Below are 21,516 nucleotides of genomic sequence, written 5' to 3'. Positions count from 1 at the left end.
CGGTGCATCAACCTTCTCTTATGGTTAACCGTTCCCTACCGCATCACGAGCGAAGAGGCGACCATGCCGGGTCCGAGGCGTAGCTCGGCGTCGGGATGCGCTGCTCGTTATAGCCGGTGATGTCGACCGTAAAGAGCTGCGGACCCGCCGCCCCGCCCGGATCGCGGAAGAACATGATGACGCGGCCATTCGGCGCGAAGGTCGGGCCCTCATTGTGATAGCCCTCGGTGAGGATGCGCTCGCCCTGCCCGTCCGGCCGCATCAGCCCAATGGCGAAGCGCCCGCCGGCCTGCTTGGTGAAGGCGATCACGTCGCCGCGCGGCGACCACACCGGCGTCGAATAGCGCCCGTCGCCGAAGGAGATACGGCGCTGGTTCGAGCCATCCGGGTTCATCACATAGATCTGCGAGCCGCCACCACGGTCGCTCTCGAAGCAAATCTGCGTGCCGTCGGGCGAGTAGCAGGGCGCGGTGTCGATGGCCGGCGTGTCGGTCAGGCGCGTCGTCGCCTTGGAGCGCAGGTCCATCACGAAGATGTTCGAGTTGGCGCCCTGCTGCAGCGAGAGGATCACCCGCTGCCCGTCAGGGGCGAAGCGCGGCGAGAAGCTCATATTCGGGAAATTGCCGACGACCTCGCGCTGGCCGGTCTCGATGTTGAGCAGATAGACCCGCGGCTCGCCGCGGCCATAGCTCATGTAGGTGATTTCCTGGCTGGTCGGCGAGAAGCGCGGCGTCAGCACGAGATCGTCGCCGCGCGTGAGATAGGTCACGTTGGCGCCGTCCTGGTCCATGATGGCGAGGCGCTTCACGCGCTTTTCCTTCGGCCCGCTCTCGTCGACGAAGACGATGCGCGTGTCGAAATAGCCCTTCTCGCCGGTCAGGCGCTCATAGATCGCGTCGGCGATGATGTGGGCGACGCGGCGCCAGTTTTCCGGCTGGGTGAAATATTGCTGACCAATCAGCTGCTGGCCGGCGAACACGTCCCACAGGCGGAACTCGGCCTTCACCCGCCCGTCGGGCTGGCGGGTCATGCGGCCGGTGACCAGCGCCTGGGCGTTGATGACGCGCCAGTCCTGGAAGCGCGGCGAGGCGTCCGGGTTGGTGATCTTCTCGACAAAGGCGGCCGGGTCGAGCGGGGCGAACAGGCCGGAGCGGCGCAGATCGGCCGAGATGATCTGGGTGACGCCCTTGCCGGCTTCGACATCCTGCGGGCTACCGCCGCCGACGAAATCGGTAATGGCGATGGGCAGCGGCTGCACGGTGCCCTGCGTCACGTCGAGCTTCAGCACGGCTTCCGCCGGCCGCGACAGAAGACCAACGCCCGCGAGCGCGCCGGCGCCCGTAATCAGGCCGCGCCGGCCAATGGTGGGGCCCGCAAAACCCGGGCGGATAATCTGGGTCATGATGAATATCTCGACGAATCAAAGGGCATGGTCGCGATTCAGCCCCGCACCATCTCGCGTGGATCGAAGGTGACTTCGATATCCTTCCACGCCTCGTACTTGGCCGGATTGAGCATGTTGAACGGCTGACCGCGGAAAATGGCGCGGATGGCGCTGTCACGCGCGGTCATGAAGAACGGGCTGGAACCGGAGGTGACCACCATGGGCGGGCCGGACAGCGTGCCGTCCTGATTGAGCCGGATGCGGATCGTCACGATCAGCTCCTCCGGGTTGGCCGCGCCGGCCGGCGGGTTCCACAGCTGCATCAGCCGCGCACGCAGGGCGTCGATCTCGGTCTGCGACAGCGTCGCCGCCGTGCCGACCGAAGCGCCGAGCGCGGCGGTGTTGTTGATCGTGTCGCCGATCGAGGCCTGGCGGGTGGCCGTGCGCTTGTCGAGCAGCGCGGCGATCTCGTTCGGCTTGAATTCCTGCTGATCCTTCGGCGGCTGCTGCACCACCTTCGGGGGAATGTCCTTCGGCTTCTTCGGCGGCGCCGGGGCGGGCTTGGCCTGCGCCTGCTGGTCAGGCTTGGGCTCGTCCTTCGGCGCTTCCGGCGGCTTGGCGGCCAGCGATTCCGCGTCCTTGGGCGGGGCGGGCTGGGGCGTCGCCTGCGCGGCGGCCGGGGGCTTGGGCTCAGGCTTGGCTTCCGCCGGCGGGGGCGGCGGCGGCGCGACCGGCTCGTTGGCGGCCTTCACCTCGGGCTTCTTGTCGTCAACCTTGGCGTCGAGCTGCTCGGCGGGCTTGGGCGTGGGTGCCACCTTCTCGACCACGGGCTTGGGCTTCTCGGCCTTCGGCGCGTCCTTCTTGCCGGCCATCATCTGGCTCAGCTCGGCATCGGAGACGATGTCGATCGGCATGGATTCCTGCATCGCGTCCAGCGGACGGGCGGACGAGAAGGAAACCAGCATGAAGCCGATGATGCCGACGTGAAGTGCCGCCGAGGAGACGAGGCCCGCGCGCATGACCGATCAGCCCCCCTGCTCGACTTCGGAGACGAGGGCGACGCGCTTGAAGCCGGCGCCGGAGAGCCGGCCCATGACCTGCATCACCGCGCCATAATCGACCGACTTGTCGCCGCGCACGAAGATGCGCTCGTCATAGCCGGCCTTGGCGATGGCCATGAGCTTGGGCACGAGTTCGCTCACCTGGATCTCGGTCTCCTGCAGGAACACCTGACCCTTGCTGTTGATGGAGATCACCAGCGGCTGATGGTCCTGCGACACCGCCTGGGCCTGCGTCTGCGGCAGGTCCAGTGGCACGCCGACGGTCAGCATGGGCGCGGCGACCATGAAGATGATGAGCAGCACGAGCATCACGTCGACCATGGGGGTGACGTTGATCTCGGACATGACGGCTCCGCCGCCCCGGCGGCGCGAACGCCGCGAGGTCCAGCCGCCGCTGCCTCCCGAGGACATGCCCATGCGCGTCAGCCCCGCTCGTCGATCTGGCGTGACAGGATGGCGGAGAACTCGTCCGCGAAGCCCTCAAGCCGCAGGGCCTGCCGGTTCACCTGCGCGACGAACTTGTTATAGAAAATCGTCGCGGGAATGGCGGCGAAGAGGCCGATTGCTGTCGCAAGAAGGGCTTCCGCGATACCGGGCGCCACAACCGCGAGGCTGGTGTTCTTCGAGGCCGCGATCGACTGGAAGCTGGTCATGATGCCGATGACCGTGCCGAGCAGGCCGACAAAGGGGCCGGCCGAGCCGACGGTGGCCAGCCAGAGCAGCCGGTTCTCGAGACGCTCCACCTCGCGGGCGATGGTCACGTCCATCACCTTGTCGAGCCGCTGGGTAAGCCCGGTAAAGGAGCGCGCGCCGCCCTCATAGGAGCGCTTCCATTCGCGCATCGCCGCCACGAAGATCGCCGCCATGGCGTGGTTCGGGCGCGAGGATAGCGAGCGGTACAGCTCTTCGAGGCTCTGGCCGGACCAGAAAGTCGCCTCGAAGCGGTCCATCTGGCTCTTCATGCGCTGGAACAGGATGGTCTTGTCGATGATGATCGCCCAGACCCAGACCGAGGCGATGACCAGCCCGACCATGATGATCTTCACCACGATACCGGCCTGCATGAACAGGCCGATCAGCGAGAGATCCTGACCAAGGCCGGCGCCGTCGGGCGCCACGGCGGTGCCGGGCAGCACGGGGGCCGCCTGCCCCTGCACCTGCGCGGTGGGGGCGGCGTTGACCGGGGCCGTCTGCGCCTGGCCATAGGCGAATGACGCCGATGCCGCCATGAACAGCATCACCGCAACCAAAAGCTTCTTCAGCGTCATCAGGCCAATCCTGCCTCAATCGTAAAAGTCGCGATGCCGCCCGCATCGGCTGCCGGGCAGCAGCGAATGCCGTCAATGGCTGTGAAGGGACCCGTGCGCCATGAAGCGAGCGAGTCTGTCCAAACTTGGGCGACCAACGTCGGACCGCTCCCGCAGCCGTCGGTTACATCAGCGCATTAAGGTTAATGCCCGGTTAGCGTTGCCGCATCGCAACAGCCGCGTGACCCGAAAGTGACACCGGGCGCCCCCCGAGGGCGCAGAATCAGGCGTGATCAGGCTTCCGGGGCTTCGCCCAGCGCGGCCTTCATGGCGGCCCGCAGCGCATCCGGGATGCGGCGGGCGCGCCCCTGCGCCACGAAGGCGACCTTCACCTTGCCCTCGACCAGCAGCTCGGTGCCGCGCATCACCTTTTGCTGAAGGGTGATGGAGGCGCCGGCCACCTCGATCGGGCTGGTGTGGATCTCCAGCACGTCGTCGATGCGCGCGGGGCGGACGAATTGCAGCTCCATGGAGCGCACGACGAAGGCGAAGCCCGGCGCTTCTTCCAGCGCGGCGCCGAACAGCGCGCCCTGCACCACGCCGATGAGGCGCAGATGGTCCGAGCGCGCCCGCTCCATGAACTTCAGGTAGTTGGCGTGATAGACGATGCCGGAAAAATCCGTGTCCTCGTAATACACCCGCACGGGCAGCACATGGCCGCCCGGCACCAGCCGCCCGGCAAGGTGCAGGAAGGGGTCGGCCTTGAGGACGTCGGGGGAGAAGGGGTCGGGTCGCTGGTTCATGGCGCCCTCATAAACGAGACCGCGCCCCTTGTGAACAAAGGGCGCGGTCCATCACGTCAGCGGGTTTCGCCGGGGGGCGTCGGAAGCCCGCCGCCGTGAGATCAGTTGGCGCCGTCCGTGGGCGGCGTCGGGGCGGGACGGTTGCGGCGGTCGGCCATGAACTGATCGAACTCCGCCTTGTCCTTGGCCTGGCGCAAGCGATCAAGGAAGCCCTTGAACTCCTTCTGCTCCTCCTCGAGGCGGCGCAGCGTGTCCTCGCGATACTCGTCGAAGGCGCTGTTGCCCGAGGAGGAGAAGCCGCGACGACCGCCGAAGGCGTTGCGGAAGGCCTCCATGCCCTCGCCGTTCCAGCGGCCGAAGCCGCGCCTGCTGCCACAAAACATCCGTCCACTCCCTATGGTGAAGGCCAGGATCGCCAAACCCAGCGGCCACCAGGCCATGAAGCCTAGGACCGTGAGCGCGATCCAGGCCGGCTTGCCGTAACTGTCGAGCTTGTATGCGAGCTCCATGGCGTCCGTTCCTGGGTTAATGTTAATCACATTTACATAGGTAGGAGCGAGAATGGCGCTTGTCAAGGATCGCCCCGCCCGATCACGCATCCGCTATCAGGAGATGGTCACGCGCCCGGCGCGCCGACGCCCTTGAGATAGACGAGGAAGCCGGCTTCCAGCAGATCTTCGGGCGACATGGGCAGCTTGCGGCGGCTGGCATCCGGCCGGCCGAACAGCGAGGCGACGCCATGCGCCAGCGCCCAGGTATGCAGCGCCACCATCAGCGCCGGCGGGCGGCCGGGAGCCGGCATGGAGGCCACCAGCACATCCGCCGCCTCGCGCAGCACGCCGAAGGCGCGCTGGCTCGCCTGCGCCAGGGCGGGATGGGCGTCGGCCGGCAGCCCCGATTCAAACATGGCGACGTAATCGGACGGGTTTTCGCGGGCAAAGGCGAGATAGGCCCGGCCCATCCGCTCATAGGCCTCCTGCGGCGTCGGCGTGCCGCCATTCCAGCCCGCCTCCAGCGCCCCGGCGAAACGCTCAAAGCCGGCGGCGGCGACGGCGGCCAGCAATTCGTCGCGGTCGCGGAAATGCCGGTAGGGCGCGGCCGGCGACACGCCCGCGCGACGCGCCGCCTCGGCGAAGGTGGCGCCGGCAATGCCCTTCTCGGCGATGAGATCCAGCGCGGCCTTGATCAGGGCTTCCCGCAGGTTGCCGTGATGATAGCCACGGGTCTCGCCGTTCTTGGACCAGCTCATGTCGTGGACCCGCTCATGTGAAAGGGGCTTACATCACGCGCCGGGGCGCGTCGAGCCGTCTTTCCCCCTGCCCCATGGGGGCGAGGGCTCGACAAGGCTACTCGCCCTCGTCGAACAGCGGGATCTGATTGGCCGCCGTCGGCACCTGCAGGCCGAGATGGCGGAAGGCGTGCGCGGTGAGCACGCGCCCGCGCGGGGTGCGCTGGATGAAACCCTGCTGCACCAGATAGGGCTCGATGATCTCCTCGATCGCATCACGCGGCTCGGAGAGCGCGGCGGCGATGGTTTCGACACCCACCGGCCCGCCGGCATAATTGAGCGCGATCACCGAGAGATAGCGCCGATCCATCTGGTCGAGCCCGACGCCGTCCACCTCCAGCGCGCCGAGCGCCCGGTCGGCCGCCTCGCGGTCGATGATCTCCTTGCCGGCGACCAGCGTGAAATCGCGCACCCGGCGCAAGAGGCGCCCGGCGATGCGCGGCGTGCCGCGGGCGCGGCGGGCGATCTCGCGCGCGCCGTCCTTGGAGATCGGGATGCCCAGCACCCGCGCGCCGCGCGTCACCACCAGTTCCAGCTCATCCACCGTGTAGAAATTCAGCCGGATCGGAATGCCGAAACGGTCGCGCAGCGGCGTGGTGAGCAGGCCCGAGCGCGTGGTGGCGCCGACCAGGGTGAATTTCGACAGCTGGATCTTCACAGAGCGCGCCGCCGGGCCCTCGCCGATGATGAGGTCGAGCTCGTAATCCTCCATCGCCGGGTAGAGAATTTCCTCCACCGCCGGGTTGAGCCGGTGGATTTCGTCGATGAACAGCACGTCGCGTTCTTCGAGATTGGTCAGCAGCGCGGCAAGGTCGCCCGCCTTGGCGATGACCGGGCCGGAGGTCGAGCGGAAGCCGACGCCGAGCTCGCGCGCCACGATCTGCGCCAGCGTAGTCTTGCCGAGGCCGGGCGGGCCGACGAACAGCACATGGTCCAGCGCTTCGCCGCGCGCCTTGGCGGCGCGGATGAACACATCGAGATTGGCGCGGGCCTGTTCCTGGCCGACGAATTCAGCCAGATTCTGCGGGCGCAGCGACGCCTCGGTGAGGTCTTCCTCACGCTTGTCGGGGGTGATGAGGCGCTTGGTGGTCATGCCGCCTCTCCGTCGCGCGCGGGAAACACGCCACCGGCGATCAGCAGGCTGGTGACGATGAGATTGGCCAGCGCCATGACGCCCGCGAGGATCAGCGCGCGTTGTTCGACGATGGCGCGGTACTCGCCGAAATCCATCGAGAGCACGATGACGCCGAGCGGCAGCAGGGCGACCAGCGTCACCGTCCCGAGCACGAAAAGGAAGGCGCGCGGGCGGAAGGCGAGCGCAAAGGCCAGTATGCCGGCCGCGATCTCACCGGGCACCACGGCGATGGCGGCGTAATTGGCCGACATGGCGCTGTGCAGCAGCCGCTCACCCAAAAGCACCGCCAGCGTCGCCCCGCCATAGGCGAAGATCAGCGCGGGAATGCGCGCCTGCCAGGTCCAGGGCGGCGCGCTCGCCTTGCGCCCGGCCCCGGCGCGGGAGAAGCGCAGCATCATCGGGCGAGCTCCTTGAGGCCGAGGCGGATGAGCCGCGCCGTATCGGCCCCTTCCCCCGCCTCGCGCAGCGCCGCCGCCACCGCCACGCTGGCCTGAAGCTGGGCGTAGCCGAGATTGACCAGCGCCGAGACCGCATCGGCCACCGGCGCGGGCGCATTGCGGTCCTCAAGCTGCGCGGCGAGTCCCGCGACGATCGGATCGACGGTCGAGAAGCCCGGCGCCTTGTCCTTCAACTCGGCGACGATACGGGCGGCGACCTTGGGGCCGACGCCATTGGCGCGGGACACCATGGCTTTGTCGCCCACCGCCACCGCATTGGCGAGCTCGGAGGGCGAGAGCGTCGAGAGCACGTTGAGCGCCACCTTGGCGCCGACGCCCTGCACATTCTGCAAAAGCAGGAACCACGCCTTCTCCGCCGGCGAGACGAAACCGTAGAGGCGGATCATGTCCTCGCGCACGAAGGTCTCGATGAACAGGGTCGCGGCCTCGCCCGGCGCGGGCAGCGCCTGCTGGGTGCGGCCCGAGCAATGGACGAGATAGCCGACGCCCTGCACGTCGAGGATCACATGGTCCTCGCCATAGGAATCGACGATGCCCTTAAGTTTGCCGATCACGGGGTAACGTCCTTCATCGCGCCACGACCCGGGCGCCGAGCTGCGCGGCGGTACGGGCCTTCAGCGCCGCCATGCCCCTATGCTGGGCGTGGGTGACGGCAACCGCAAGCGCATCCGCCGCGTCGTCGGTCTCGAAATCGGCCTGCGGCAACAGCACCTTCATCATCATGCGGATCTGCGCCTTGTCGGCACGGCCCGCGCCGACCACGGTCTTCTTCACCAAGAGCGCGGCATATTCGGCGACCGGGACGCCCGCGAGGGCCGGCGTGACCATGACCACGCCGCGCGCCTGGCCGAGCTTGAGCGTCGAGGCCGGGTTCATGTTGACGAAGGTTTCCTCCACCGCCGCCTCGTCCGGCGTAAAGGCGCGCAGCACGCTCGCGAGCTCGGTGTGGAGATAGGCGAGGCGGTTCGCCAGCTCCCCCTCCTCCGGCGGCATCACCGTGCCGCAGGCAATGAAGACAAGGCGCGTGCCGACAGCCTCGATCACCCCCCAGCCAGTGCGGCGAAGGCCGGGATCAAGGCCGAGAATGCGAATCGGAGCGGGCGCCATGCCCTAGGCGTAGTCGAACAAAGGACGAACGCCTAGTGCCGAGACCGGCCGTGAGCCCCACGCGAGGCCGCCGCTGGCCGGCATGGTGAACCGCCGGTTAACGCGCGGCCCGGCGGCGCAAGGCGAAGGCCCCGCTCGCCAGCGCGACGCCGACGCCCGTGGCGATGACGCCGATGATCGCCGCCATATCGGGATGTTCGCCCAGCACGGGAATGGCGATCAGCGCGGCGAGCGCCGGCACCAGCCCGGTGAAGGCCGCCGCGCGCGAGGAGCCGAGCTTCTCGATTGCCGTACCGAAACCGATCAGCGCAACGACGCCGGCGAGGAAGCCCTGCATGACGAGCTGGATCAGCACCTCCCGCCCATAGCCCGCCTGCACCGCGTCGATCACACCCGGCAGGCCGACGGGGGTGAGGATCACCGTCGACCAGAGGCCGACAAGGCCCACCGTCTCCGTGACCTTCATGCCGGTATGGCGGAAGGCCAGCGTGTAGCAGGCCCACATGCCGGCGCCGGTGAGCAGCAGGAGATGGCCGCGCCAGGCGCCATCCTCCGGGTAGAGCAGCCCGCGCCCGCCGAGGGTCACGACGCCGAGCGCGATGCAGATGAAACCGATCAGCCGCGCCGTGCTCAGCCTTTCATGCAGCACCAGCACCGAAATCGCCGCCACGATGAGCGGCATGGTGCCGGGCAGGAGTGGGCCGACATCGGCGGCGGGCACGAAGCGCATGGCATTGGCGACGACCAAGAAGAAAATGCCGCCCGCGCCGAGGAAGCACATCATGAAGGGCAGCGCGTTGCGCTTCGGCCAAAGGCCGACCCGTAGCCAGGCGGGAGCCAGCACCACCGCCGCCACGACAAAGCGCAGCCAGCCGACGGTCGCCGGCGGCAGATGGCCATGCACCGCATGGCGGGTGGAGACGATCCAGCCGCCCCAGATGGTGATGGCGAGCAGCGCGCCGCCATAGCCCAGCAGGCGGTCACGAAAATCGGTGTCGGCCGCTCGAACGGGGGCGGCGGACGCGACAGGCTTGGTCATGATGACGTTCCGGGCCGCCCGCGCGGGGCGACGCTCTGAGGGGTGCCGCGCGGCGGCGTGTCGGGGCCGAATGTGGGGCGCGCGGCGGGCGGGCGCAAATCAGTTTTGTCGATCCGCAGCTTCGTGAAAACTCATGGATCGCGGCCGCCCGGCGGCATTGACCCGCATGGGAGCGGCTTATAGGTCTCAGCGGGTCGCGCCATCCGGCGCTCGCGGTGCCTTTCCCATGACGTTCGACGTGGTCCTCGTCTGGGCCGTCCTCACCGCTCTCATTGCCGGCGTCACCCGCGGCTTCTCCGGCTTTGGTGGCGCGCTGATCTTCGTGCCGCTGGTCAGCGCCGTCTACGGGCCGCGCATCGCCGCGCCGACGCTGCTGGTGATCGACACCGCGCTCACCTTGCCCTTTCTCATTCAGGCCTTCCGCGCCTGCATGTGGCGGCAGGTCGCCCCGCTGGCGGCCGGCGCGGTGCTAACGGTGCCGCTGGGCGTCGCCATTCTCGGCTGGATCGACCCGCTGGTGCTGCGCTGGTTCTTCGCCGCCCTATCGCTGGCGATGCTGGCGCTGCTGGTCTCCGGCTGGCGGCACAGCGGCGGCCACGGCCTGCCCACCACCTTTGGCGTCGGCCTGCTGGCGGGGGTGCTCGGCGGTGCCGCGCAGATGTCCGGCCCGCCGGTGGTGGCCTATTGGCTCGGCAGCGGCCAGCCGTCGTCCGTGGTGCGGGCGAACCTTTTCGGCTTCTTCGCGCTGGCGACGCTCTCCTCTGGCACCGCCTATGCGGTGAGCGGCATGATCACGCACGAGGTCGGGCTGCTGTCGCTGATCCTAGGACCGGCTTATGCCGTGGGGCTGTTCACCGGCAACCGCGCCTTCCGGGGCGCCAGTGACGACCATTTCCGCCGCGTCGCCTACGGGATCATCGGTCTGGCGGCCCTCGCCAGCCTGCCGATCTTCGATGGACTGCTGGGGCGGTAGGACGCCGCAAGCCAGCCATGTCCCGCCACCAACCCAGCCAAAGACGTGGAGCCCCGGGTCAAGCCCGGGGATGACGCGGTGAGGCGGATATGAGGTGGTGAAGATGGCGGATCCCGGATCGGCCTCCGGCCGTCCGGGATGACGTTCGCTCAACGGGCGCTCAGTCGCCCATCTTTGCCATGAAGGCGTCGGACAGCTCGAAATTGGCGTAGACGTTCTGCACGTCGTCATTGTCGTTCAGCGTGTCGACGAGGCGTACCAGCTTCTCGGCCACCTCGTCATCCACCGCCACGGTGTTCTGCGGGCGCCAGACGAGGCCGGACTTGCGGGGCTCCCCGAACTTGGCTTCGAGCGCGCGGGCGACCTCATGCAGGTTCTCGATCGAGGTGGTCACCTCATGGCCGTTCTCGTCGGAGGAGACGTCGTCGGCGCCAGCGTCGATGGCGGCTTCCAGCATGGCGTCGGCCGAGGCCTTGGCGGCATCGAACTCGACCACGCCGATGCGGTCGAACATGAAGGACACCGCGCCGGTCTCGGCCAGCGAGCCGCCGGACTTGGTGAAGTTGGAGCGCACTTCCGAGGCGGTGCGGTTGCGGTTGTCGGTCAGCGCCTCGACGATGACGGCGACGCCGCCGGGGCCGTAGCCCTCATAGCGGATTTCGTCATAGTTCTCCGCGTCGCCGCCCTGCGCCTTCTTGATGGCGCGGTCGATATTGTCCTTGGGCATGTTCTCGGCGCGGGCCGCGAGGATGGCGGCGCGCAGGCGCGGGTTCATCGCCGGGTCCGGCAGGCCGAGCTTGGCGGCCACGGTGATTTCACGCGCCAGCTTGGAGAACAGCTTGGAGCGCACCGCGTCCTGCTTGCCCTTGCGGTGCATGATGTTCTTGAATTGCGAATGCCCGGCCATGGCCGCCTCCACGTCGCGCCGGCGGAAAGCCCCGCAGGCGTCTCAACACTGACAGATTGGGTGCGCGGCTTATAGGCGAGAGGGCGGGCGCGCGTAAAGGCGCAGCGCACAACGGCGCTGGGATCAGGCCTCGCCGGAAAGCGCCTACCAGAAATCCGGCACGGAAGGCGCCAGCGCCCCGCCGATCCGCACCGGAGCGACCGCCACAGCGCGCCCGGCGCCATCCGTCTCGACCGCGAGGCCCGAGAGCGTGCCCGACCCTTGCGCCGGCTCGAAGCGGGAGGAGCCGATCTTGCGGGTGAAGCGGCGCAGCGGCTCTTCCTTGTCCATGCCGATCACCCCGTCATAGCAGCCGCACATGCCGACATCGGTCATGTAGGCGGTGCCCCCGGGCAGGATACGGTGGTCGGCGGTCGGCACATGGGTATGGGTGCCGATGACGAGGCTCGCGCGCCCGTCGCACCAATGGCCGAAGGCCTGCTTCTCGCTGGTGGTCTCGGCGTGGAAGTCGATGATGACCGCGTCGGAGACGAGACCGAGCGGGCCGGCGTCGAGCTCGCGGTCGATGGCGGCGAAGGGGTCGTCCATCGGGTCCATAAAGGCGCGGCCCATCATGTTGACGACCAGCACCCGCGCCCCGTTCTGCGCCTCGATCAGCGCCGCCCCGCGTCCGGGCGTGCCCGGCGGGTAGTTGGCCGGGCGAATGAGGCGGGGCGCGCGCTCGATGAACACCAGCGCCTCGCGCTGGTCGAAGGCATGGTTGCCGAGGGTGACGGCATCGGCGCCGGCCTCGAGAAACTCGTCATAGATCGCCTCGGTGATGCCGAAGCCGCCAGCGGCATTCTCGCCGTTCACCACGACGAAATCCAGCGCCCAATCGCGCCGCAGTCCGGGCAGATGATCGAGCACCATTTGCCGGCCGACCCGCCCGACCACGTCACCGAGAAACAGAATGCGCACTAATCAGTCCTCCGCTACCACGCGGATGATGCCGGCATCGGTGGCGACGGCGTCAAGCCGTTCGTCATGCGGCTCGTCGGGAACGTCGGGGAGTTGCTGCACGGCGAAGGCGTAGCCAATCGCCTCGATGCGCTTGGCGCGGCGCAGCAGAGCGAGCGTGCGGTCATAGAAGCCGGCACCATAGCCGAGGCGATGGCCGCGTGCATCGAAACCGGCGAGCGGCACGATCAGCACATCCGGCGCCACGGCGGGCGCGCTCTCGGGTGGGGCGGGAATGCGCATCCGGCCGGGACCGGAGGTGGCGACAAGCTCGACGCCGGGCTCCCACAGCCGGAAGATCAGCGGCTTGCCCGACGCCAGCACGACGGGCAGCGCGATCTTGGCGCCAGCCGCGCGCAGGCGGCGGATCAGCGGCTCGGTGGCGATTTCCTGTCCGATGGGAGAGAAGACCGAGACGATCTCGCCCGCCACCTCGCCCAGCCATGCCATGGCGTGATCGGCGGCGGCTTCCGCCGCGGCGGCCCGCGTCGGCGCGTCGAGCGCGGCACGGCGGGCGAGCGCGATGGCGCGCAGGCTGGCCTTGTCGGGGGATGCGTCGGGGGAATGTGGCATGATCAGATGAGTGCGGAGCCACAATGGCCGTTGGAGGATCGATCCCGGGAACCTACAACGTAGGTGGGCGCCGTGTGTCCGGACCCACGGGTCCGGTCAGGGACAGCTCCCTTTGAGATCGATAAGGCCCCGGGGAATATGTTCTCCTGACGAACCTCGCAGCCCCGCATGACAAATCTAGGACGCGGCGCGGCGGATTGCCAGTGGCGATGGGCGGATGGCGAACAGGTTTTCGCGAGCGCCCTGCGTCATCCCGGCCGACGCGACGCGTTCAGCCGGGATCGCTGACCCTTCCGGCGACGCTCCCGGCGCAGCCTGGGGCCGTCCGGGATGACGGGAAAGGCTCACCCCACCGTCAGCATGATCTTGCCGATATGGGCGCTGCTCTCCATGCGGGCATGGGCCTTGCTCGCCTCCTCCAGCGGGAAGGTCTGGTCCATCACCGGCTTGACCTTGCCGGCCTCGATCAGCGGCCAGACCTTTTCGGCGAGCGAAGCGGCAATCGCCGCCTTCTCGGCCTTGGGGCGCGAGCGCAGCGTGGAACCCATATGCGAGAGGCGCTTCAGCATCAGGCGCATATAGTCGATCTGCACCTTGGAGCCTTCCATGAAGGCGATCTGCACGATGCGCCCCTGCGGCGAGGCCGCCTCGTAATTGCGGGCTATGTAGGAGCCGCCCACCATGTCGAGGATGACATGGGCGCCCTTGCCGCCGCTCTTTTCCTTCACCACTGCGACGAAGTCCTCGGTCTTGTAGTCGATGGCGACATCGGCGCCGAGTTGGCGGCAGACCTCGCACTTCTCGGCGCTGCCGGCGGTGGTGAACACCGTCGCGCCGAACGCCTTGGCGAGCTGGATCGCCGTCGTGCCGATGCCGGACGTGCCGCCGTGAACGAGGAAGTTCTCACCCGCCTTGAGCCCGGCGAGGTCGAACACATTGGTCCAGACGGTGAAGAAGGTTTCCGGCAGCGCCGCCGCTTCCACCATGGAAAGCCCGGCCGGCACGGGGAGCGCGGAAGCCTCATCCGCCACGCAGTACTGCGCATAGCCCCCGCCCGAGACCAGCGCGCACACCTTGTCGCCAAGCGCGAAGCGGCTGGCCCCTTCACCGAGCGTCACCACCTCGCCGGCGATCTCCAGGCCGGGAATATCCGGCGCGCCGGGCGGCGGCGGATAGAGACCCTTGCGCTGCATCACGTCCGGCCGGTTGACGCCGGCGGCGGCCACCTTGACGAGGATTTCGCCCTTGCCGGGCGCGGGCACCGGCCGCTGCTCGGGAACCAGGGCCTCGGGGCCACCGGGAGTCGGCAGGCCGATGGCGGTCATGGTGGCGGGCAGATCGGTCACGGTGCATCCCTCGCGTGGTCGATGATGGAAGGCTACCTAGGTCAAGCCGCCCGCACTGGCAACCGGCGCCCGCCTCTCCTAAGTTCCCGGCAGAGCAGAAGGAGACCCGCCATGGCCATCGAGGACGATGTTTTCGGCGCCGCGCCGAAGAAGAAGCCGGCCGCGCATGAGATCGGCAGCGACCTGTCGGTGCTCTCGGAGACCGAGATCGAGGAGCGCGTCGCCCTGCTGGAAGCCGAGATCGAGCGGCTGAAAGCCACCCTCTCGGGCAAGCGCGCCTCGCGCGTCGCGGCCGAGAACTTCTTCAAGCGGTGAAGCACTGGATAGGCCCGGCGGAGCGGTTTTTAACTCTCCATTAAGCTTTCCGATCTATTACTGTGCATGGTCCATTTTGACCGTGAGTGGCCCCTGTCCACTCTGTTTGACGCATCCCTGTCTAGACTTTAGAGCCGCCTCTGGGCGGCTCTTTTTTCGCCCGGTTTTTCGCCAATCCTGCGCCATCATCGGCTGCCATTCCCCGTCTCACGCGTTATCGTGCTGAGGGTCGGATGGCCATCAGGCGCGGCACGGCAGGGCAGCAGGCAGATCGGACGTCATGGACAAAGCGGATAGCAGGGACGATCAGCCGATCCAGCTCGCTGAGCGGCGCATCGCCTCCCCCGCCTTCGCCGCCCTGTTTCGCGAGGGGATGCGGCTGGTTGAAGAAGCCGCCGCCTATCTCGACGGGGAAGGCCGCAAGGCCAGCCGCGATCTGACGCGCGGGGCGCTTGCCGCCTATGCCCAGCAGAGCATGCGCCTTTCCACCCGGCTGATGCAGCTCGCCTCCTGGCTGCTGCTCCAGCGCGCCGTCGCCGAGGGCGAGATTTCCGTCGAGACGGCCCTGCGCGAGCGGCTGAAGATCGATCTGCGGGGCACGCCCGCTGATGCGGCGCAGGAGGCGCTGCTGCCCGACGAGATGATCGCGCTGATCGGCCGCAGCTACGATCTCCAGCGCCAGATCGCCCAGTTCGACGCCGCCATACGCGGCGGGGAGAGCGCCCAGCCCAACGCCGTCGCCTCCCATCTCGGCCTGCTGCGCTCCGCCTTCGAGCGGCATTAGGCCGGCGCGTCGGCGATTCGGCCGCGATTCTCGACAGGCCCCGGATCAGTGCCGCGCCCGCGCCGCTTGGACGGGACCACCGACGGCGATCCACACCGTTGAGCATCAGCCTTTTCAGCGCGCGATAAATCGCCGCGACCGATCGTGCCGTGTCCCATGCAGGAACGCGAAAAACCCCGCCGCGAACCGGTCGCGGCGGGGTTTTTCGTGATGCGCGCCTCCCCGACGGGAAACCGGCGCCCCAAGAGCCAATCAGGCCTTGAGGAAGCCCGCGAACTTCTTCTGGAACTTCGACACGCGGCCGGCGCGGTCAAGAAGCTGGCCCGTGCCGCCGGTCCAGGCGGGGTGGGACTTCGCGTCGATGTCGAGCTGGAGGACGTCGCCCTCCTTGCCCCAGGTCGTGCGCGTCGTGTACTCGGTGCCGTCCGTCATCACCACCTTCACGAAGTGGTAGTCGGGATGGATGTTGCTCTTCATGGGGTGCATCCTCGCCGCCGCACGGCCGGCCCCTTTCGGGAGCCACGCGGCGATCTCATTAAACGATCCTGCCGGAAATCCGAGCGGCTCTATAACCGAGACATGACTGTGACACAAGCCGCCCCTCGACACCCCGTGGAAACGGCCCCGACGCCAAGCCCCGCCCTCGCCGTGCCGCCTCCCGCCCCGAACGCCGCGCGCCCGCGCCTCAAGCCTCTGGCGGCGCTGTGGCCGCACATACTGCGCTATCGCGGGCGGGCCACTGCCGCCCTGCTGGCGCTGATCGTCGCGGCGCTGGCGACCCTTGTCGTGCCCATCGCCGTGCGGCGCATGATCGATTTCGGATTCGACGTGCAGCATGCCGGCTTCATCGACCGCTATTTCGCGGTGATGATCGGCGTGGTCGCCGTGCTCGCGGTGGCGTCATCGGCGCGCTACTACCTTGTGATGACGCTGGGCGAACGCATCGTCGCCGATCTGCGCTCCCAGGTCTTCGCCCATCTGCTGACGCTGGACGGGCGGTTCTACGACCAGGCGAAATCGGGCGAACTCATCTCGCGCCTCACGGCTGACACCACCCAGATCAAGTCGGCGGTCGGCGCCTCCGCCTCGGTCGCGCTGCGCAACATCGTGCTGTTCATCGGCGCGGCGGTGATGATGGTGGTGACCAGCCCCTGGCTGTCGGCGGCGCTGCTGATCGCCATTCCGGTCATCGTCGCGGTACTGATCGGCGCTGGCCGTGGCGTGCGCAAGCGCTCGCGCGGCGCGCAGGACACGCTGGCGGAGGCCTCCGCCTTCGCCGCCGAGGCCATCGGCGCGGTGCGCGCGCTGCAGGCCAACACCGCCGAACCGGCCGCCGATGCCCGATTCGCCGGCGAGGTAGAGCACGCCTTCAATGCCGCCGCGCAGGCGGTGAAGGCCCGCGCCTGGCTCACCGGCTTCGGCATCTTTCTCGTCTTCGCCAGCGTCGTCGGCATCCTCTGGGCCGGCGCCAATGCGGTGCTGGCGGGCACGATGAGCGCGGGCACGCTCGGCCAGTTCGTGCTCTACGCGGTGCTGGCGGCGAGCGGGCTCGGCCAGCTCGGCGAAGTCTGGGGCGAGATCTCGCAGGCCGCCGGCGCGACGGAACGCATCGCCGAGCTGCTGGAGGAACGCCCGGCGGTGGCGCCGCCCGCCAGCCCCCGCGCGCTGCCTCAGCCGCCGCGTGGCGAGGTCGCCTTCCAGAATGTGCGCTTCGCCTATCCCGGCCGGCCCGACCTCACCGCGCTGGACGGGGTGAGCTTCGCGGTGAAGCCCGGCGAGCGCGTCGCCATTGTCGGCCCCTCGGGCGCCGGCAAGAGCACGCTGTTCCAGCTCCTGCTGCGCTTCTACGACCCGACCGCCGGTTCGGTGAGCGTCGACGGCGTGGACATCGCCGCCGCCGACCCGAGCGAGGTGCGCGAGCGCCTGGCGCTGGTGCCGCAGGATGTCGCCATCTTCGCCGCCTCGATCCGCGACAACATCCGCCTCGGCAGCCCGCAGGCCAGCGATGCCGAGGTGGAGGAGGCCGGGCGCCTCGCCCGCGCCGACGAGTTCGTCGCCCGCCTGCCGGAAGGCTGGGACACGCCGGTCGGCGAGCGCGGGGTAACGCTCTCGGGCGGCCAGCGCCAACGTCTCGCCATCGCCCGCGCCATTTTGCGCCGCGCGCCGATCCTGCTGCTGGACGAGGCGACGTCGGCGCTCGACGCGGAAAGTGAGACGCTGGTGCAGCAAGCGCTCGACCGTTCGATGCAGGGCCGCACCACGCTGGTCATCGCCCACCGCCTCGCCACCGTGCTCTCTGCCGACCGGATCCTGGTCATGGAGCATGGCCGGGTGGTGGAGGAAGGCACCCATGCCAGCCTCGTCGCGCAGGGCGGCCTCTACGCCCGCCTCGCCGCGCTGCAGTTCGGCGAGGGGAACGGCGGGTAGGGCAACGGACCTGTTGACGTCATCAGGGAAATGCAACGTGCTCCTTCGACGCCTCGTACTTGCCGCCGCGTTGAGTTCATTGGCCACCGTCGCCTCTGGCGCGGGGCTCCGGCTCTTCGAGATTCCCGCCGACACGGACGGCCCGGCCATTCGCGTGGCTGAATGGTCGCCCTGCGCGCAGCCGGCTGAACAGATCGAGATAGGGCCCTTCACCCTTCCGGCGGTCCGAAACTGCCCGATCATGGGGAGCCGCCTGCCGCTTATCGTCCTGTCCCACGGCTATGGCGGCAGTTATCTGGGGCACCATGACACAGCGGAGACGCTGGCGAACGCCGGCTTCATCGTCGTCGCCCTCAACCATCCCGACGACACCGCCACGAACCGGGAAAAGCGGCGCAGTCTGATGGCGTTGAGGAGCCGGCCGACCGACGTCCACCGCTTGCTCGACTTCATGCTTGAGCGGTCACCGGATGCCGCTCCCATCGACGCCCGGCGCATCGGCTTTTTCGGGTTTTCGCGCGGCGGCTATACCGGACTTGTCCTCGCCGGCGCGATCCCCGATTTCCGACGGCTCCGCCTGCCATGCGCGGAGCCGGGCGGCGGCGCCTGCCCGCCAGTGCCTTCAATGGTAAGCGTGCCGGCGGACGGCTTGCGCCGTGACCCACGCATCCAGGCTTTCGTCATCGCCGATCCCCTCGCCAGCGTCTTCCCGACGGCGGAGAGCGTGAGCGCGGTGACGGCGCCTGTGCAGCTCTGGGGTTCCGAGAGCGGCAGCCCAGATGGGGCATTGCCGGAGGATGTCGCGACCGTTGCACGCCACCTGCCCGCGACAGCCGAGAGGCACATGGTGGCGGGAGCCGGCCATTTCGCCTTCCTGACGCTCTGCCCACCCGTGTTGGCGAAGGCCGAGCCTGACCTTTGCTCGGACGGTCCGAACTTCGACCGCGCCGCCTTCCACGAAGACTTCAACACGCGGGTTGTGGCGTTCTTTCGCACCCATCTGCCTGACGCCGCGTCTCCTTGAATCAAGATCATCGCCAGGTGCGGGTTCGAGTCGAGCGCGAAAACAGTAAAGGCAGCGGCCTCACCCCGCCGTGCGGGCCATCCTGAGCGTCGGGCGGCCGGAGGTGGGGTTCACGCCCCGGCCGACGATCGCGAAGCCGGCCTTCTCGTAGAAGCGCACGGCGCGCTCATTTTCCTCGTTCACGTCGAGGGTGAGCGGAATGCGCGTCTGCGCGTCCGCGGCGTCGAGCAGGCGACGGGCAATGCCGGCGCCCCAATGGTCGGGATGGACGACGAGTTGGTCGACATAGCCGGTCTTCGGCTGGACGGTAACGAAGCCGAGCGTCTTCTCGGGCACGCCGTCCAAGGCGGGCACCGTGGCGACCCAGATCACCGTGCCCTCGTCCACCAGTGCGCCGATGCGGTGGCAAAGCCAGCCACGCCGGGCCTCGAAATCGATCTCCGGCAGCGTCTCCTGCCACGCCTCGACCCAGAGATCGGCCATGGCCGGCATCCGCCCCCATGTGAAAATCACCAGATCGGGGGCGGCGGCGGTCATCGCTCGGTGAGCTTCAGCTCGATGCGGCGGTTGCGGTCGCGGGCCTCATCGGTGCCGGAGCCGTCGATCGGCTGGTACTCGCCGAAGCCGGCGGCGACGAGGTGGCGGGGCTCGATGCCCTTGCTCACGAGATACTGCACCACAGCGATGGCACGCGCCGCCGACAGCTCCCAGTTGGAGGGATATTGCGGCGTCTGGATCGGCCGGTCGTCGGTGTGCCCGTCGACGCGCAGCACCCAGGCGATATCCGGCGGGATCTCGCGCTCCAGCTCCAGCACCGCCTTGGCGATGTTGTCGAGCGCGGGGACGCCGTCCGGCCGCAGATAGGCCGAGGCGCGGTCGAACAGGATTTCCGACTGGAAGACGAAGCGGTCGCCGACCACGCGGATGCCCGGCCGGTTGCCGAGAATAGCGTTCAGCCGCCCGAAGAACTCCGAGCGGTAGCGCGTCAGCTCCTGCACACGCTGGGCGAGCGCGACATTGAGCCGGCGTCCGAGATCGGCGAGGCGCGACTGGCTCTCCTTGTCCTTCTGCTCGGAGATGGAGAGCGCGTCCTCCAGCGCGGCGATCTGCCGGCGCAGCGCGGCGATCTGCTGGTTGAGGATAGCGATCTGCGCCGCCGCCTGGGCGGTGGCGTCCTGCTCGCTGCCAAGCTGGCGGGCGAGCGCGGCGGCACGGTCCTGCGCCTGCGCGATCTCCTCGGGCGTGGCGACGGCCGTGGCCGCCTCGCGCAGCACGTCGCGCTCCTGCTCGATCTGGGCGAGGCTGGCGCGCAGGGCGCCGATCTGGCTCTCGCTGTCGGCGTCATTGGCGCGCTCCAGCGCCAGAAGGTTGGTCAGCTCGCGGATCTGCGCCTGCAGCCGCGACATGGCGTCGTCCTTCGAGCCGAGTTCCTGCGTCAGCACGAACTGCGCGAGCACGAAGACGGTCAGCAGGAAGACGAAGACCAGCAGCAGCGTCGACAACGCGTCGACGAAGCCGGGCCAGTAGTCGATCGTGCGGTCGCCGCGGCGGGAACGTCCCAGTGCCATCACGCACGCTCGCGATCAGTGGCGAGGCGCTCGAGCAGCTTCTTGATTTCCTTCTGCTGCTCGGCCTGCGCCTCCACCCAGTCGCGCACCATCTGCTGCTCGGAGCGCATGTGCTGCACGAGGCCCTGCAGGCTTTCGGCCAGATGCGCCATGGCGGTGGTCACGCGCTGCGAGCCGGCTTCCGTCATGGTGCGGTCGAGCCGCGAGATCGCCTCGGTGAGCTGGGCGAGGTCGGGGGGCGGCAGCAGGGTCGCGGGCGCAGGAAGCGGTGCGGCCGCAATCGGGGCGGCGGGTACATAGGTCGGCGGCACGGGAACGGGCCGAGGGCGACCACCCTCCTGGCCGAGATCCTCGACCGTGGTGGACAGCCAGTCTTCAAGGTCGGTGTAGAAGCGGTTCTGCGCCTGCCCGGCCTGAAGATCGAGGAAGCCGAGCACCAGCGAACCGGCAAGGCCGAACAGCGAGGAGGAGAAGGCGATGCCCATGCCGCCGAGCGGGGCGGCAAGGCCGGTCTTCATGGTCTCCAGCACCGAGCTCGATTCCGGCCCGACATTGAGCGAGCCGATGACGCGGCTGATCGAGCCGACCGTCTCCAGAAGACCCCAGAAGGTGCCGAGCAGACCGAGGAAGACCAGGAGGCCCGTGAGGTAGCGCAGCAGGTCGCGCGCCTCGTCGAGCCGTGTGCCGATGGATTCGAGGATGCCGCGCATGGTCGACTGCGAGATCGACATGCGCCCGACCCGGTCGCCCAGCAGCGACGCCATGGGCGCGAGCAGGCGGGGCGAGCGGCGCACCTCGAGGCCGGGGTCGACAAGGCGGAAGCCGTTCACCCACTCCACTTCCGGCAGCAGCCGGACAACCTGGCGGAAGGCGAACACCGTGCCGATGAACAGCACGCCGAAGATCACGCCATTGAGGCCGGGATTGTTGAGGAAGGCCTGCCAGATCTGCTCATGCAGGATGGAGGCGAGAGCGACGCAGAGAAGGACGAAGACGAACATCCGCACCAGAAAGATGCGGGGCGAAGAGATCTTGTGAAAGGGGTCCGTCGCGTCCATGCCGGGGGCCGTCTCCTGAA

25 protein-coding genes and 1 other RNA gene are annotated in these 21,516 nt (G+C 68.5%); 5 read left to right on the top strand and 21 right to left on the bottom strand.

The features are described 5' to 3' along the window. Positions 1-43 precede the first annotated feature (43 nt). The 12 genes from tolB to OU996_RS07820 all read right to left on the bottom strand — a co-directional run bounded on the left by tolB (position 44) and on the right by OU996_RS07820 (position 9,522). On the bottom strand, positions 44-1,402 hold the full coding sequence (gene tolB / locus OU996_RS07875) for a Tol-Pal system beta propeller repeat protein TolB (RefSeq protein ID WP_267585052.1): 1,359 nt from the start codon (positions 1,400-1,402) through the stop codon (positions 44-46). 38 nt (positions 1,403-1,440) lie between these two features. Next, positions 1,441-2,403 carry a cell envelope biogenesis protein TolA gene (locus tag OU996_RS07870; RefSeq protein WP_267585051.1) on the bottom strand — a complete coding sequence of 321 codons (963 nt, stop codon included), beginning with the start codon at positions 2,401-2,403 and terminating at the stop codon, positions 1,441-1,443. Positions 2,404-2,409: 6 nt separating this feature from the next. Next, on the bottom strand, positions 2,410-2,862 hold the full coding sequence (gene tolR, locus OU996_RS07865; RefSeq protein ID WP_267585050.1) for a protein TolR: 453 nt from the start codon (positions 2,860-2,862) through the stop codon (positions 2,410-2,412). A gap of 5 nt (positions 2,863-2,867) precedes the next feature. Next, positions 2,868-3,713, bottom strand: a complete 846-nt coding sequence (gene tolQ / locus OU996_RS07860; RefSeq protein WP_267585049.1) for a protein TolQ — start codon at positions 3,711-3,713, stop codon at positions 2,868-2,870. Between the two features lie 272 nt (positions 3,714-3,985). Continuing rightward, positions 3,986-4,495 (bottom strand): tol-pal system-associated acyl-CoA thioesterase, encoded by a 510-nt coding sequence (gene ybgC, locus OU996_RS07855; RefSeq protein ID WP_267585048.1) that lies wholly within the window; start codon positions 4,493-4,495, stop codon positions 3,986-3,988. A 101-nt stretch (positions 4,496-4,596) separates the two neighbouring features. Then, positions 4,597-5,004 (bottom strand): DUF2852 domain-containing protein, encoded by a 408-nt coding sequence (locus OU996_RS07850; RefSeq protein ID WP_267585047.1) that lies wholly within the window; start codon positions 5,002-5,004, stop codon positions 4,597-4,599. A 107-nt stretch (positions 5,005-5,111) separates the two neighbouring features. Next, a complete protein-coding gene (locus OU996_RS07845) occupies positions 5,112-5,744 on the bottom strand; it encodes a TetR/AcrR family transcriptional regulator (protein ID WP_267585046.1) in 633 nt (210 codons plus the stop codon). A gap of 97 nt (positions 5,745-5,841) precedes the next feature. Then, complete coding sequence (gene ruvB / locus OU996_RS07840; RefSeq protein ID WP_267585045.1) at positions 5,842-6,876, bottom strand: Holliday junction branch migration DNA helicase RuvB; 1,035 nt, start codon at positions 6,874-6,876, stop codon at positions 5,842-5,844. Beyond that, positions 6,873-7,316 carry a hypothetical protein gene (locus tag OU996_RS07835; RefSeq protein ID WP_267585044.1) on the bottom strand — a complete coding sequence of 148 codons (444 nt, stop codon included), beginning with the start codon at positions 7,314-7,316 and terminating at the stop codon, positions 6,873-6,875. The genes ruvB and OU996_RS07835 overlap by 4 nt, the downstream gene beginning before the upstream one ends. Next, positions 7,313-7,930, bottom strand: a complete 618-nt coding sequence (ruvA, locus tag OU996_RS07830) for a Holliday junction branch migration protein RuvA (protein WP_267585043.1) — start codon at positions 7,928-7,930, stop codon at positions 7,313-7,315. Before ruvA ends, OU996_RS07835 begins: the two co-directional genes overlap by 4 nt. A gap of 13 nt (positions 7,931-7,943) precedes the next feature. Then, complete coding sequence (gene ruvC / locus OU996_RS07825) at positions 7,944-8,483, bottom strand: crossover junction endodeoxyribonuclease RuvC (protein WP_267585042.1); 540 nt, start codon at positions 8,481-8,483, stop codon at positions 7,944-7,946. A 97-nt stretch (positions 8,484-8,580) separates the two neighbouring features. Then, positions 8,581-9,522, bottom strand: coding sequence for a DMT family transporter (locus OU996_RS07820; protein WP_267585041.1), 942 nt, complete (start codon positions 9,520-9,522; stop codon positions 8,581-8,583). 226 nt (positions 9,523-9,748) lie between these two features. On the opposite strand from OU996_RS07820, the gene OU996_RS07815 reads away from it, so the two are divergent. Next, positions 9,749-10,495, top strand: coding sequence for a sulfite exporter TauE/SafE family protein (locus OU996_RS07815; RefSeq protein WP_267585040.1), 747 nt, complete (start codon positions 9,749-9,751; stop codon positions 10,493-10,495). Between the two features lie 160 nt (positions 10,496-10,655). Here the strand turns inward: OU996_RS07815 and OU996_RS07810 are convergent, their stop codons facing one another. The 5 genes from OU996_RS07810 to OU996_RS07790 form a co-directional block, all read right to left on the bottom strand. After that, a complete protein-coding gene (locus OU996_RS07810; RefSeq protein WP_267585039.1) occupies positions 10,656-11,402 on the bottom strand; it encodes a YebC/PmpR family DNA-binding transcriptional regulator in 747 nt (248 codons plus the stop codon). Between the two features lie 144 nt (positions 11,403-11,546). Next, positions 11,547-12,362 carry a TIGR00282 family metallophosphoesterase gene (locus OU996_RS07805; RefSeq protein WP_267585038.1) on the bottom strand — a complete coding sequence of 272 codons (816 nt, stop codon included), beginning with the start codon at positions 12,360-12,362 and terminating at the stop codon, positions 11,547-11,549. A 3-nt stretch (positions 12,363-12,365) separates the two neighbouring features. Next, a complete protein-coding gene (locus tag OU996_RS07800; protein WP_267585037.1) occupies positions 12,366-12,974 on the bottom strand; it encodes a 5-formyltetrahydrofolate cyclo-ligase in 609 nt (202 codons plus the stop codon). Between the two features lie 11 nt (positions 12,975-12,985). After that, positions 12,986-13,142: non-coding RNA, 6S RNA (gene ssrS / locus OU996_RS07795), on the bottom strand. Positions 13,143-13,318: 176 nt separating this feature from the next. Continuing rightward, a complete protein-coding gene (locus tag OU996_RS07790; RefSeq protein ID WP_267585036.1) occupies positions 13,319-14,320 on the bottom strand; it encodes an NAD(P)H-quinone oxidoreductase in 1,002 nt (333 codons plus the stop codon). A 111-nt stretch (positions 14,321-14,431) separates the two neighbouring features. On the opposite strand from OU996_RS07790, the gene OU996_RS07785 reads away from it, so the two are divergent. Continuing rightward, positions 14,432-14,635 (top strand): DUF1192 domain-containing protein, encoded by a 204-nt coding sequence (locus OU996_RS07785; protein WP_267585035.1) that lies wholly within the window; start codon positions 14,432-14,434, stop codon positions 14,633-14,635. A gap of 280 nt (positions 14,636-14,915) precedes the next feature. Beyond that, positions 14,916-15,419, top strand: coding sequence for a DUF1465 family protein (locus OU996_RS07780; protein WP_267585034.1), 504 nt, complete (start codon positions 14,916-14,918; stop codon positions 15,417-15,419). 252 nt (positions 15,420-15,671) lie between these two features. Here the strand turns inward: OU996_RS07780 and rpmE are convergent, their stop codons facing one another. Next, positions 15,672-15,896, bottom strand: coding sequence for a 50S ribosomal protein L31 (gene rpmE, locus OU996_RS07775; RefSeq protein ID WP_213757152.1), 225 nt, complete (start codon positions 15,894-15,896; stop codon positions 15,672-15,674). Between the two features lie 102 nt (positions 15,897-15,998). On the opposite strand from rpmE, the gene OU996_RS07770 reads away from it, so the two are divergent. Together OU996_RS07770 and OU996_RS07765 are read left to right on the top strand one after the other, a co-directional pair. Further along, positions 15,999-17,846, top strand: coding sequence for an ABC transporter transmembrane domain-containing protein (locus OU996_RS07770; RefSeq protein ID WP_267585033.1), 1,848 nt, complete (start codon positions 15,999-16,001; stop codon positions 17,844-17,846). A 79-nt stretch (positions 17,847-17,925) separates the two neighbouring features. Further along, the gene (locus OU996_RS07765) at positions 17,926-18,870 is read left to right on the top strand and encodes an alpha/beta hydrolase family protein (RefSeq protein ID WP_267585032.1); all 945 of its coding nucleotides are present in this window, start codon (positions 17,926-17,928) and stop codon (positions 18,868-18,870) included. A 60-nt stretch (positions 18,871-18,930) separates the two neighbouring features. Here OU996_RS07765 and OU996_RS07760 read toward each other — a convergent pair whose 3' ends face one another. Genes OU996_RS07760 through OU996_RS07750 form a run of 3 tightly spaced genes read right to left on the bottom strand, consistent with a single transcriptional unit; the run spans position 18,931 to position 21,496 of the window. After that, on the bottom strand, positions 18,931-19,353 hold the full coding sequence (locus OU996_RS07760; protein ID WP_267585031.1) for a GNAT family N-acetyltransferase: 423 nt from the start codon (positions 19,351-19,353) through the stop codon (positions 18,931-18,933). Between the two features lie 50 nt (positions 19,354-19,403). After that, the gene (locus OU996_RS07755; RefSeq protein ID WP_267585030.1) at positions 19,404-20,438 is read right to left on the bottom strand and encodes a peptidoglycan -binding protein; all 1,035 of its coding nucleotides are present in this window, start codon (positions 20,436-20,438) and stop codon (positions 19,404-19,406) included. After that, positions 20,438-21,496: a flagellar motor protein MotA gene (locus OU996_RS07750; RefSeq protein ID WP_267585029.1), complete on the bottom strand. Its 1,059-nt coding sequence runs from the start codon at positions 21,494-21,496 to the stop codon at positions 20,438-20,440. The genes OU996_RS07755 and OU996_RS07750 overlap by 1 nt, the downstream gene beginning before the upstream one ends. Positions 21,497-21,516 lie beyond the last annotated feature (20 nt).

The sequence above is a fragment of the Ancylobacter sp. SL191 genome, assembly GCF_026625645.1.
GTDB lineage: Bacteria > Pseudomonadota > Alphaproteobacteria > Rhizobiales > Xanthobacteraceae > Ancylobacter.
Note: the sequence above shows the minus strand (reverse complement) of the source record. Positions and strands in the feature narration are given on the sequence as shown.